Genomic DNA, 13,421 nt, shown 5'->3' on the forward strand with positions numbered 1-13,421 from the left:
GATAAAACATGAACATTGAAGATTACATGAAAGAAACACCTGTAAAAATGAAGGAAATTATTCAAGGGGCAGACGAATTATTTGCGGAAGTCCGAAAAGAAAAATTTAGCCGGATTGTAGTGACAGGATCAGGGACAAGTTACCATTCTGCTGCTCAGACGAAAAAATTGATGCAGCATTTTCTGGGCATTTATGTTGATGTGTTTTACCCATTCCAAATTGACAAGGAAACATTTCTTGATGATGCTTCCAAAACATTGTTGATCGGTATTTCACAGGGAGGAAGCAGTTATTCAACATACCATGCCATGAAAACCGGTAAGGAAGCAGGATGCAGCATTGCTTCAATGGCAGGCACAGAGGGAGCCCTCATTGACGAAATTTCGGACTATATTTTAACCGTCCGTTGCGGGGAAGAAACGGCCGGCGCAAAAACAAAGGGATTCTACTGTACAAAACTGAATCTTACGTTATTTGCATTACAGTTGGCGAAATCATACGGAAGAATATCAGCGGAGGACTATGCAGCTGAAATCACCCAATTAGAGGCATATGCCGACCATTTCCTTGCCATTTATGAACAATCATTGCAATGGGTGTCTCAAAACCGTGAGAACTTGGCTGCAGCAAAAGATATTCGCGTGATCGGGACAAAAGAAATTTACGGCGATACGTTGGAAAGTGCATTAAAACTGCTGGAAACCATGCGTATTCCTGTAACCGGCTATGAATTTGAAGAATTCGTTCATGGTATTTACAATGCTGTTAACGAAGACTCCACCATCATCATTCTCGATACAGGAGAAGAAGGCCGTGTTGAGACCTTGATCAATGTATTATCTGATTGGACAAACCATATTTATGTGATTGGCAAAAATGGGCGGGAAACGCCAAAAGATTTAAAAGCAGACTTTTTGAATCATCCATTCTATAAAACTTATGAATACATCATCCCGGTTCAACTGATCTGTGCGTATGTCCCGCAGTTAAAAGGGATCGACCCAAGTACGCCAAAAGACAAGGATTTCCATAGAAAACTGGGGAGCAAGAAACTGGACCGGTGATTTGTGAAAGGTGTTCTTTTAGGAAAAAATAGCGGCATAACGCCGCTATTTTTTGTTTTCAAGTTCTGCAGGATCATCATGCTTTCTCCGCAAGGGTTAATGGTTTCGAATCTTCATCACAGCCAAAATGTAAGCGCTTTATAATGTTGTGATGAAGTTGGTCGGGAGCTGAACGTATAATGAAAGTGGAAGGAGGCATGGGAATGAAATTGATGGATAAAGAAGTGCTGAATTTTATACTGGCGCACCAGGAAATTTCACTTGAAACAGTCGGGCAACTTCTTTCAAAGAAAGAAGAGGAAATTCGAAAAATGATCGAGCGGATTAATTCAGTGCTTCCGGAAGGCTCAATCAAAATACGGGATAACAAGATTCTTGTATCCGGTGGCGGCATAGAGGAAAGTTTTGATATGCTGACATTGCAGGAAAAAAGTTTTTTGCAGGAATATGAAGTCGAACTGAGAAGAAACTTGATCATGTATAGGCTGCTCACCCATCATGATCCTTCCTCGTTGCAGCAATTATCAGAACAATTTTTCGTAAGCAGGAACACAGCTTTTACAGATATTAAAAAGATAAAGGAATTATTTCGGCATGATCCTATTCAATTGAGTTATTCGCGGAAAGGCGGATACCAGTTTAAGGGGCCGGAAATGATTATCCGAAATAAACTGATTCAAATCACAAGAGACCTGATCAAAACTGTATACGGGAAAACGAAAATGATAACGTTTCATCTGCTTTCTGAAACAGATATTCACTTGATGAGAGAAAAGCTGGAGGAAATTGAGCATCATATCGGAATTCAATTAACCGATGAGCAAGTAAATGAATTACCGTATATTTTGTGTGCGATACTGGCGAGGGCAAAGAATCATCCAATTGAATGGTCTTTTCAAATGCACCGGTATGATATTCGGAATACAAAAGAGTACCCGGTCATCAGAGATGCCTTTCAGGACTATCCATTTCTCAAGGAACCGGATTTGATCTATCTTACATTGCAAATTTTATCTTCTAATATGATTGAATCAGCGTTTCGATTATCTGACAGTGATGAAATCTCTTTGGCCGTTGATAGATTTGTTGATCACTTAAAATCAAAACTTGCGATTGAGTTTATTAAAGAATCAGATCTAAAGGAAAAGATTTTGCTGCATATTCAGCCTGCCATCTTTCGCAATTTGCTTGGGTTCCAAATTAACAACCCGCTTAAAACAAAATTTATCAAAGATCATGGCTTTATTTATCAAGTTGTTTCCGAGTCAGCTGCCCCTTTTGAAAACTTGATTGGCCATGCCTTGTCTCCCGAAGAGCGGGTGTATCTGTCCATGATTGTTTTAGGGTGGATGTATCAAACAAAGGAAAATGCAAAATCCATTTTCAAAGCAGTGGTTCTTTGCCATAACGGTACTTCGATTTCCAAATTGCTCCTTGAAAATTTAAAAGAGATGTTCCCGGATTTCGAATTTATTGGGGCTTATTCTTTCCGGCAGTTTGAAAGCCGTCCGATTGAAGTAGATTTTATTTTTACAACGATTCCATATAAAAGCAAGGCAACGACGATCGTTGTGCCGCCATTCCTGGAACAGGAAAGCCGGCAGCAATTAAAAAAACTTGTTCAGAAGCTGCTTGATCTCGACACCAAGAAAAAGGCAAAAGGGATCGTTTATGCGATTAAAGACTTTATTCCTACAGATAAAATGAATCTTGTAGAAGAAACGGTCAAGACCTTTTTTGAAAGTGACAGAAAAAATGAAACTGGTGAAGAAAGTGATGCCTTGGGTCTGAAATTAACGGAACAAAATATCTCCGTTTTATCATATGAAATTTCTTGGGAAGAAGTGGTAGATACCATATTTGCACCATTACTGGAAAGAAACGCAATAGAACCGCGCTATCTTCAAGCTGTTAAAAGCGCGTTTTATAAACATTATCAAACGATGCTAATTGGTCCCGATGTTTACCTGCCACATGCAAGACCTGATGAAGGTGTCAACTATACGGATATTCAGATCGTCCTTTTTAAGAAAACTGTGATGTTTCCAAATAATAGGCCGATTTCTTTAATGGTTGCATTGGCACCTTCAGCGGATAACTCTCATGTTTTAACACTATCCAAATTAAATGATATTTTTCTTGATTCAAAGGCGCTTAGGCAAATCAAGTCGGCAGCGTCTCCTAAAGAATTGCTCAAAATCATTGAAAGGAGGTGAGGCGGTTGAATAACGGCAACAGTGTTCCCCAACCCCAATTTTTCGTGGAGGATATCCACCATCATTTTGCTGAAATGTTTCAGGAGGCGTTTATCGTTTTGGATGCGGATTACAAAACACAAGCGGAATTTTTCTGTGCATCCAGCGTGATTCTTGAACAAAGGCAATATGTAAAGTCTTCCTTTTGCAAGGCTGTCATGGAAAGGGAAGCCTTATATCCGACAGGTCTGGCGAACGAGTATATTCAATTTGCAATTCCGCATACGGACGCTTTTCATGTGGAAAAACCGTTTGTTTTTGTCACAAGGCTAAAAAATAATATCCCTTTTATGCATATGGGAACGACTGATATTCCGGTTCAGGCCAAAGTCATTTTTATGCTGGGGATTAAAAATCCGGAAAAACAAGTCGGCTTACTGTCGGATATTATGAAATGTTTCAATGACGGGGATTTTGTCCGGACGATCTTGACCATTCGAGACACACATGTAATGGTGGATTACTTAAAAAAACAATTTGGAGGTTGATGAAAAATGAAAAGGGTTATTGTCGCTTGTGGTTCAGGTGTGGCAACCAGCCAGACGGTGGCTTCAAAGGTGAAAAGAATCCTGCAGGAAAAGAAGATCAGCGCCGAGGTGGAAGCAGTTGATATCAAATCGTTGGACCGCCATGTGAAAAATTGTGATGTCTATGTTGCGATTACTAAGCCGAAAAAGGATTATGGCGTTCCCACGTTAAATGGCATTGCGTTTCTTACCGGAATGGGCATGGACAAAGAAGTGGAAAAGCTGGTAGAAGCCTTGAAATAAACCACAAATAAAAGGAGTGGGTCGCCGTGGAAGTGTTGCAGCATGTTGTTCAGTATGTATTAAATATGGGCGCTTCAGTATTCGTTCCAATCATAATGTTGATCATTGGAATTTGTGCACGGATGAAACTCAGAGAGGCAATTGGCGCAGCAATTATTTTCGGTGTGGCATTTGCCGGTATGAACCTGGTTGTAGGTTATATGTTAGATGCCATTAGCCCGGCGGCACAGTCTTTTGCAAAAAATACGGGCATTTCCCTGACTGCAATTGATGGCGGCTGGACAACCGCCGCATCGATAACCTGGGCTTGGCCGCTCGCCTTTTTGGTTTTCCCTCTCCAGATTGCGATCAATATTGTAATGTTGCTGTTTAAATGGACCAAAACGCTAAATGTAGATATGTGGAATGTGTGGGGGAAATGTTTTGTAGCTGTCATGATTTCCTATATCTCCGGGAATATTTATTTGGCCTTTGTGGTCGTTGCGATTCAAGTCATCGTAGAATTGAAAATCGGCGATATTTGGGGGAGGGAAATTGAAGATTTAACCGGAATACCCGGCGTAACCGTTCCGCATCATATGACCTTAATTGCCAGTCTGCTTTATCCAATCGATAAGCTGTTGGATAAGGTCCCATTTATGAATAAGAAAATGGACGCAGAAGCATTGAAAGAAAAACTCGGCGTTTTTGCAGAAAATCATGTCATGGGTGCCATTATCGGCTTCTTACTTGGTTTAGTTGCGGGCTACGGCATCTCTAAATCCTTGATTCTTGCTATTCAGGCTGCAACTGCGCTAACACTTTTTCCAATGGTTTCAAAACTATTTATGCAAGCGTTATCCCCGATATCTGAAGCCATTTCCGAGTTTATGAGGAAGCATTTTGGCGACCGGGAAATCTTTATCGGGCTTGATTGGCCGATACTGGCTGGACGAAATGAAATTTGGGTATCTGCCATTATCTTAATTCCGTTTGAATTGCTTTTCGCTGTTATTTTGCCTGGAAATAAAGTTCTGCCATTCGGCGGCATCATCAACTTATCGATCGCAGTGGCAGTTGTGCTGCTTACAAGGGGAAATCTGCTCCGAATGATTATATACGGGATTGTTACAACCCCTGTATTTCTTTATATTGCAACATTCTTCTCTCCTTATATTACAAGGCTTGCTCAAGAAACGGGGGCAGTGAAGGTTGCAGAGGGGACAATGCTGACATGGAGCACAATTGAAAACGGGGAGTTTAAATTTGCTTTTGCAGAGGCAATGGCAGGAAAATGGTGGGGCATGCTACTTTCGGTTTTATGGCTCGCACTCTTTGCACTGTTTTACTCCGGCAGGAAGAAAGATAATGCCGTTTATTTCGGACAAAATCATAATGAATATGTGACAGATGCTTTTAAAGAGGAGCAGTCTTTATGAGCCATCACCGGGCAGAAAAATGGTTTTGGAGAGGCATGCTGATTCTTGCCGGTATCCTTCTCGTTTTAGGCTTTTTAAGCGGCAATTTGATGATGTGGATCATGGCACTTACGATTGGTATTTTGGTCCGCTATTGTGCGTACGATTTGCTCTTCGCCGATTTTGACGCAAAAGCAGAAGAAATCAGACAACGCTATCTTAAGAAGAAGGAGGCGAAATAATGATATATACCATTACGCTGAACCCAGCCATTGATAGAGTCATCCATATTAATGGCGAACTAACAAGGGGAAGAAATAACACGGTCTCTAACACAGCCTTTGATATAGGAGGGAAAGGGACACATATATCGGTTGTTTTATCCGCCCTGGGCCAGCCAAATATTGCAGCCGGGATGGTCGGTGAAAATCGGAAAGATGAATTGATAGCTTTATTACGGGAGAAACAGGTTGAGTCAGCTTTTTACGTGGTCCCCGGGCAAACCGTCCGCGAAAATTTTGTGATAACCGATGACTCACAGAAGGGTAGCTATATGATTACCCATGCCGGCCCCGTTTTAAAGAAGGAAGATCTTGAAGGGTTTGCAAAAAATTTTATCAAAAGATGCAACCCCGGCGACATCGTGGCAGTGGCAGGTAATCCGCCAAAAACAACGAGACCGGAAGAGTATGAATGGGTCTTAAGGAAAATAAAGGAGACAGGTGTTCAATTGGTGGTCGACGCTTCGGGGCCCTATTTGAAAGCTGCCATCCAGGCAGAACCGGACCTGGTCAAACCCAATCAATTTGAATTTGCTGAGCTGATGCAATTGGAAATCAATAGCATTGAAGATTGTATTGCCGCTTATCAAAAGACGGAGCTATCGAAGATTCCTTACTTTATTGTTTCATTTGGAAAAAATGGATCTTTGTTATTTTACAACAATCTTGTATATAAAGTCACTCCGCCGGATGTTCATACTGTAAATGATACGGGATGCGGGGATGCATTTGTCGGTGGATTGGTCTATGGCATGTCCTGCAGGTATGATGTTCAGAAAATGTTGAAGTTTGCTACAGCTGTCAGTGCCTCAAAGGCAATGCAGGCAACAAGTTCCGGATTTGATATTAAAGAAGCCGGGAACATCGAGCAGAATGTGAAGTTTGAAAACATCGAAAAATCAGGGAGGAATTGCTATGTTATATGAAGCGGAAAGAAGAGATCTTTGTACAGTTGTGAAAACAATGTTTGATAGGTTTAACACAAATGCTGCAGGTGGGAACGTCAGCGTCCGGATGAACGGTAAACATATTATTATGACGCCGACATTAATGTCGCAGGAGAAGCTGTGCAATTTGGAACCTTATCAAATTTTAGTTGTTGATATGAATGAGAATATTGTAGAGGGAGACGGCCGAATTACAAGGGAAATCAATATGCATATGGCCTGTTATCATGAGAATGAATCGATCGGCTGTGTGCTCCATGCCCATCCAAAGGAATCTTTCGTTTTTGCGACTTTGGGAATGGATATGCCGAATTTAACCGAGGCTACACAAAAGCTCGGAAAAATCCCAACATTGGAATACCGCCCGGCAACAACAGTAGAACTGGCAGAAACTGTCCGAAAGCACATTATCTCGTTAGGGGAAAAAGTAACACCGGCAGCCATGCTGCTCAATAGGCATGGTATCCTGATTACAGATGAAACCCTACACAAAGCCTATGATATGCTTGAGAGAATTGAGTATAACGCATATGTTGCAAGCAAAGCCCTTGTCTTTGAAAAATTGGGCATCGCCGCAATCCCTGATGAGGTCTCTGCTCATTAAGACTGGACCATGCCCAAACAAAACAAAAATCGAAAATCAGCTCTTCCTATGGCAGCTGGCAGGCGATCCATAGGGAGAGCTTTTTATATGAGTATCGTAACACATAAAGGGGAGGAGCGGAACATCAATCTAATTGGTTATTTGGTAACACGGATTTGTGAAACATTTAATTATCGTGCTATGATTACAGGAAAGTAGTTTTTGGAGGGAGTTGCAGATGCCATACACGGAATTTGAACAGTCATTAAATGAAGCCTTTTTTTTCGCTACTCCTGGTTTTGTGGAGATAAAGGAAAAGGATGCGTTGTTACAGTGTGAGGGTTTGGATCAAGCGTATATAAAAGAAATGTTCAAATCGGGCGTAAGAATGGATGCGGGACGGGAAGAGGCGGAAGCCGTTTGCTATTTTCCGATTGTTCAGGAGATGAAAGTGGTCTCTGTCTTATTGTTGCGGCCGAAGCAGGGCGAGAAAGAAAGGTTTGCCCGTGACATCCAATACTTGAAGTTATTGTCAGAACTGGCCTGCCAATGGGTGGCTGAGAAATTAGAAAGGGAAACATGGCAAAAAATGTTCGGGGAGATCCATCTCGAAACCCGGAAACTGATTCAATCCATTACCGAGCCTTTTTGTCTAGTGGACCAGGACGGACTAATCCAGGAAATGAATGAACATATGGCTTCGCTCTTTCGCAAAAGAAGAACCACCTTAATGGGTGAAAAGATTATGCAATATATCACAAAGGAAAAATGGGAAAGCATCAAAAGCAGGAACGAAAAGGATGAGATGGTGGTGCAGGTGCCGGGAAACCAGGGGGAAGCCTATTTTGCCACCATTCAACCGGTAAAAAGCAAACAAGGGATTGTCTCGTATATGATCCTTTTAAAATCAAAGAAGACAGAAAAACCGGAGCAGGCCGGCCGGCGCCTTTACCATTTTGAAGATATTCTCGGCGTCAGTGAGATACTAAAACAGACGATCCAGTCAGCAAAAAGGGTGTCTAAAAGCGATGTAACCATCATGCTGCGCGGCGAGAGCGGAACGGGAAAAGAAATGTTTGCCCAAGCCATCCATCATGAAAGTGAGCGGAAAGATCAGCCTTTTGTTGCCTTAAATTGCGCGGCGATACCTGAAAACTTGCTGGAAAGCGAACTGTTTGGCTATGAAAAAGGGGCCTTTACGGGAGCAGAAAAAGAAAAACCGGGGCGTTTTGAACTGGCCAATCACGGCACGCTGTTTTTAGACGAAATCGGGGATATGTCCTTGTACCTGCAGGCAAAAATACTCCGGGTGCTGCAGGAAAAAACTTTGGAAAGGATTGGCTCAAACAAAAGCAGGAAGATCGATGTCCGTATTATCACAGCAACACACCGGAATTTGGAGGAATTGATCAGAAAGGGAGAATTTCGGGAAGATTTGTATTACCGGATCAGCGTGATTCCCATTTATATTCCGCCACTCAGGGCAAGAAAAGAAGACCTGCCTATCCTGATTGAGCATTTTATTCAAAAGTTTTCAAAAGATTTGAACAGAGATTCGAAAAATTTAGCGGCAGAAACACTCGACAGGCTTATGCAATATGATTGGCCGGGAAATATCCGGGAGTTGCAAAATGTGGTCCGCCATTTTGTGGAATTGCAGATTGGGGACACGGTAACATTGGAAAGCCTCCCATCCTCTTTACAAAGAGGGGCAAAATCATTTCCTCCATCTGTAAAACCGAAACGGACAAATCATTATCAAACCAGACTGGAGAAAAGGAAAGTGCTGGAATTGTTGGAGCGAAACGGCTGGAGTACAGAGGGAAAGAAAAAAACAGCAGCGGATTTGGGCATCAGTTTGGCTACCTTGTACCGGTATTTAAAGAAGATACAGGGATAAAAATGAGAATTATGAGAAACCATGCGAAAAGATGAGAAAAAACGAGAAAACTCAACATTTTACGAGGAAAAACGGCAAAACTGGACGTGCTTTTCTCAAACTGTAAAATGAGAAAAATGATTTTTAAACTTTGAAAATGTCCGAATACATTGCGAAATGAACGATTCTGTCCGTTTATATTTTTGGCACGATATTTGCATTGTATTTGGTGAGGGGTGAGGTCGTGAGCTGGTTCATTCACAAGGAAGACATTGCTTACATAAGCGCCGGCGCAAAATTTTTATCCAGCGGAGGCGGCGGGGATACGAAAATAGCAGCGTATTTGCTTTTGTCTGCTATGGAAGAAGATGACGTGATAGAAGTAAAAACCGCAGTTGAAATGGCAGACGAGTGGGTCGTGCCGGTCGCAGCCGCAGGGTCCACGGTGTTAATGAAAGAAGATCTGCCTGCAGGGGAAGAAATTGTAAAAGCTTTGAAAGAATATGAATCTGTGTCAGGCAGAAAAGCAGACGCTGTGATTTCAATGGAGATTGGGGGGATCAATGCATTAACCCCTTTACTGGCTGCGTTCAAATGCCATCTTCCGGTCATTGATGGCGATGGGATGGGCAGATCCTTCCCCGAACTGGAGATGGTGCATTTCTATCATGCTGGAATCCCGGCCGTTCCGCTCGCCGCCTGTTCAAAAGACGAAACGCTCGTAATAAATGAAGCAAAGCATGTCTCGCGCACTTTGAAAGAATTTATGTTTCAGCAGGATGGGTATTGCCATTTTGCCTGCTTCGGGGCTGCCGGGTCCCGTATGAGGGCGGCCATGGTACCGGGAACATTGAAGCTGGCACTGGAAATTGGAAAAATACTTGCCCAAAACGCCTCTATCTGGGTGAAAGTGCAGCAGTTGCGCCATGCCTTTTTTCAATCTGTATACGGGGAGATGGAGATTGCGTTTGCCGGGAAAATCCGGGCCATCAATCGCTGGTTTGAAGAGAAAATGCTGGTGGGCGCGTTGGAACTGGCCGGGCAGATGGAATACCATAAGCAACGCGCAAAACTGTATTTTCAAAATGAATTTCTTTCTTTTCAAATTCCGGATGCGTGCCATTGTACAACCCCTGATTTAATCATTTTCGTTCATTATGAAACCGGGCTGCCTGTAGCTGTATCGGAACTCCGTGAAGGGATGATGGCCATGGTTTTAACGGTAAAGGCTCCGGGACTGTATCAGACGAAAAAAATGCTTGCACAAACGGGTCCTGAAATGTTCCGGATTCCAAATCAGTTTCTTCAGAAGGAAACGGCCGGGAGGAGGCAGCAAGGTGAAAATTGGCATTGATATTGGCGGGACCAACACGCATGCCGTTTTGGTTTCCGGTGATGGGAAGCTCAAAATGGTTTCCAGTTCTTTGACCACCCCTGATGTCTATACAGGCGTATATCGATCAATGAAGGCCCTGCTGCAAAAATCAGAGATCAGGGCAGAGGAAGTAAAAGGGATTTATATCGGAACAACAGAACTAATGAATGCCGTATACGATGAGAAGGTTTTAGCAAAAACAGCTCTAATCCGCATTGCGAGAAGGCCTGTCAATATCACCCCGGCGCTTAAATGGCCGGCAACACTTCGGCGTTTGATCACAGAGCCGTATTTTATGGAAAGTGATCATGGCTACAACAAGAGCGGCGGCCGGATCGCGGATTTCAAACCGCTCGAACCGCTTTACCAATCCATTGCTGATGGAAAAATTGATGCCGTCTGCATCGTGGGCAGCTACTCCCCTTTGTATGAAAATGAGGAAGTTGCGGTAAAAAATGAAATTCGGAAAAGATTCCCGGAAATGCCTGTTACGGTTTCCCACTCATTTGGCACCCTTGGGTTTATGGAACGGGAAAATGCCGCTTTGCTCAACAGCTTATTGTCGAGAGTGATCAAAAAAATGCTTGCCAATTTAGCGGAAGGCTTCTCCTCTCTCTTGCTGGAATGCCCTTTTTGGCTGACGGAAAATAACGGATCGTTAATGTCTGTTGAACAAGCGATGAAATTCCCAGTTCTAACGCTTGCTTCCGGAGCGGCCAACAGTTTGAAAGGGGCAGCGAAACTTTCCGGGCTTCAAGATGTGATTGCGGTGGATATCGGCGGAAGCAAAGTGTATGCTGCGCGTGTTGCCGGCGGGGATTTGCCTGAAGTCATGGGCTCCTCCGATTTCCCCGGCTTGGAAGCAGGGCTTGAGATGCCGGAAATCATTTCCCTGCCTTTTGGCACAGGGAACAGGCCTGTTATCCGGAAGGGGGAAGTGGAGCTGTTGCCACTGCTTTCGAATGATATTAAGCAATACGGCGTTGCCTGGGGAGGAGATGCACTGACAGTCAGTGATTGCTTTCTTAAGCTCTTTCCTGATGCTTTTTATGACCCCGAACTCCAAACAGAAAAATTAAAATATGTACCAACGAATGATTGTGCGATGGTTGTCCAGTATGTGGTGCAAAAAATAAAAGAAATCCTGGACCGGCTGCAAAATGAAGAAAAAAACCTCCCCATTGTACTGGTCGGCGGAGGCAGCCCGCTTTTTAACCCGAATCTATTCGGAAAGTACCAAAAAGTGCTGAATCCGGCCGGCTATCCGTATAGCGGGGCAATCGGGGCTTGTGATGCGACCATCAGCGAAGTGTCAGATAAAGTGTACTGGTTAAATGACCGCTCAAAAGAAGAAGTGGTGGCCGAAGCAGCTTCTGCCTGCAAATTAGAAGCCATCAAAAAGGGCGCAGATCCTGATACCGTCAAACTTGCTTATATAGAAGAGTATCCTTTTGAGTACATGAAAGGGGAAATTCTCCGGATCAAAATAAAAGCTGTTGGCGAGCAAATTTTATAAAACGGAGGCTGCAAAATGCAAAAAAAATCAAGTCTTGGTGATGATTATGCTCTGTCCCGGGTACCGTCGTCCGGCCGCCAATCGTTGTGGAATATCACCATTGTCCGGGTCGGCTCATTAGCGACGATTTCACAATTTATTCTGGGGGCTTCATTAGGATACGGGATGAACTTTTGGCAGGCTTTTTGGGCAACGATGTTCGGCAGTGTCATCCTTGAAGTCATTAGTTTTCTGCTTGGCTATGCGGGTGCAAAAGAAGGGATGTCAACCAGCCTGCTATCTCGGTGGACGGGCTTTGGCAGGTACGGGTCAAGCATCATTGGCGCTGTAATTGCCATTTCTTGCATCGGCTGGTTTGGCGTACAAAACGCTGTCTTTGCCCAGGGGATCGTACAATCCACGAACGGGGCAATCAGCCTGCCGGTTGCGGCCGCGATTACAGGCTTGGGTGTAACGGTTCTTGTCATCTTTGGTTTTAAAATTTTAAGTGTAACAGCATCCATCGCTGTTCCTGCTTTTCTATTGGCAGTGGCAGTTGGCATTTATGATGTGCTCAACAAATCCTCTATTACGGAGTTAGTGGCAAGCGCACCTGCCGGAAAACCGCTGACAATGGGTGTTGCCGCAACAATGGTGGCGGGCGGGTTTATTATCGGAGCCGTGATTACGCCGGATTTCAGCAGATTTGCCAAAAACGGGAAAGATGTTTTCTGGATGACGATGATCGGCACCATTGTCGGTGAGCTTGGGATCAATATGATTGCCGTACTCATGGCGCTTGCTGCCAAAACAAGTGACGTGGCGAGCATCATGATGCAAACTTCCGGGTGGCTGGGCGCATTGGTTGTTGTTTTTTCCACCGTTAAAATCAATAACTTGAACTTGTATTCCTCATCACTCGGCTTTACGAATATCTTTGACAGCATATTGAACGTCAAATTGAATCGCGGCCTCGTGACGCTCGTCATCGGCATCATCGGGACGTTATTGTCTGTGATGGGCATCCTCGGCCGCTTTACGGATTTTCTTGTTTTTCTCGGGGTTCTGGTGCCGCCGATTGCTGGCATCATTGTCGTGGATTACTTTGTACTGAGAACGCACAAGAAGGAATTGGATGCCAGCCGGATGAAAGGAACCTTGCCGGAGACAGAAGAAAATGTAAACTGGGTTACGATGATTTCCTGGGCTGCGGGTTTTGCAGTCGGATACTTTGTGAAAATGGGGATCCCGTCCATCAATTCATTGGCGGCGAGTGCAGCGGTATATCTGGCAGGCATGCTGATTGTCCAGGCCGTCAGGAAAAACCCCGCTGAAGAAAAAATTGCATCTTAAAGAACCTGAATATTGGAGGCCT

12 protein-coding genes are annotated in these 13,421 nt (G+C 43.7%); all 12 read left to right on the top strand.

The window, feature by feature from the left end; translation table 11 throughout:
- Positions 1-8: 8 nt before the first annotated feature.
- The 12 genes from NSS95_RS02040 to NSS95_RS02095 all read left to right on the top strand — a co-directional run bounded on the left by NSS95_RS02040 (position 9) and on the right by NSS95_RS02095 (position 13,399).
- Positions 9-1,064: an SIS domain-containing protein gene (locus NSS95_RS02040; RefSeq protein WP_014096184.1), complete on the top strand. Its 1,056-nt coding sequence runs from the start codon at positions 9-11 to the stop codon at positions 1,062-1,064.
- A 203-nt stretch (positions 1,065-1,267) separates the two neighbouring features.
- Complete coding sequence (locus tag NSS95_RS02045) at positions 1,268-3,280, top strand: BglG family transcription antiterminator (RefSeq protein ID WP_340713753.1); 2,013 nt, start codon at positions 1,268-1,270, stop codon at positions 3,278-3,280.
- A 5-nt stretch (positions 3,281-3,285) separates the two neighbouring features.
- Entirely contained in the window at positions 3,286-3,807 is a 522-nt protein-coding gene (locus NSS95_RS02050; RefSeq protein ID WP_340713754.1) for a PTS sugar transporter subunit IIA, read from the top strand.
- 6 nt (positions 3,808-3,813) lie between these two features.
- Entirely contained in the window at positions 3,814-4,089 is a 276-nt protein-coding gene (locus NSS95_RS02055; protein ID WP_026684216.1) for a PTS sugar transporter subunit IIB, read from the top strand.
- A 26-nt stretch (positions 4,090-4,115) separates the two neighbouring features.
- Complete coding sequence (locus tag NSS95_RS02060; protein WP_340713755.1) at positions 4,116-5,507, top strand: PTS galactitol transporter subunit IIC; 1,392 nt, start codon at positions 4,116-4,118, stop codon at positions 5,505-5,507.
- Positions 5,504-5,728 carry a hypothetical protein gene (locus NSS95_RS02065; protein WP_026684218.1) on the top strand — a complete coding sequence of 75 codons (225 nt, stop codon included), beginning with the start codon at positions 5,504-5,506 and terminating at the stop codon, positions 5,726-5,728. The genes NSS95_RS02060 and NSS95_RS02065 overlap by 4 nt, the downstream gene beginning before the upstream one ends.
- Entirely contained in the window at positions 5,728-6,693 is a 966-nt protein-coding gene (locus NSS95_RS02070) for a 1-phosphofructokinase family hexose kinase (RefSeq protein WP_061086413.1), read from the top strand. Before NSS95_RS02065 ends, NSS95_RS02070 begins: the two co-directional genes overlap by 1 nt.
- Positions 6,683-7,318 carry a class II aldolase/adducin family protein gene (locus NSS95_RS02075; RefSeq protein ID WP_061086412.1) on the top strand — a complete coding sequence of 212 codons (636 nt, stop codon included), beginning with the start codon at positions 6,683-6,685 and terminating at the stop codon, positions 7,316-7,318. Before NSS95_RS02070 ends, NSS95_RS02075 begins: the two co-directional genes overlap by 11 nt.
- 217 nt (positions 7,319-7,535) lie before the next feature.
- Positions 7,536-9,197, top strand: coding sequence for a sigma-54 interaction domain-containing protein (locus NSS95_RS02080; RefSeq protein WP_071452354.1), 1,662 nt, complete (start codon positions 7,536-7,538; stop codon positions 9,195-9,197).
- 223 nt (positions 9,198-9,420) lie between these two features.
- Complete coding sequence (locus tag NSS95_RS02085) at positions 9,421-10,530, top strand: DUF917 domain-containing protein (protein WP_017550155.1); 1,110 nt, start codon at positions 9,421-9,423, stop codon at positions 10,528-10,530.
- Entirely contained in the window at positions 10,514-12,067 is a 1,554-nt protein-coding gene (locus NSS95_RS02090; protein ID WP_017550154.1) for a hydantoinase/oxoprolinase N-terminal domain-containing protein, read from the top strand. The genes NSS95_RS02085 and NSS95_RS02090 overlap by 17 nt, the downstream gene beginning before the upstream one ends.
- Positions 12,068-12,082: 15 nt before the next feature.
- Positions 12,083-13,399, top strand: a complete 1,317-nt coding sequence (locus tag NSS95_RS02095) for a cytosine permease (protein WP_017550153.1) — start codon at positions 12,083-12,085, stop codon at positions 13,397-13,399.
- Positions 13,400-13,421 lie beyond the last annotated feature (22 nt).

Origin of the sequence: Weizmannia sp. FSL K6-3076 (assembly GCF_038007245.1) — a bacterium.
Taxonomy (GTDB): Bacteria; Bacillota; Bacilli; order Bacillales; family Bacillaceae_C; genus Weizmannia; species Weizmannia faecalis.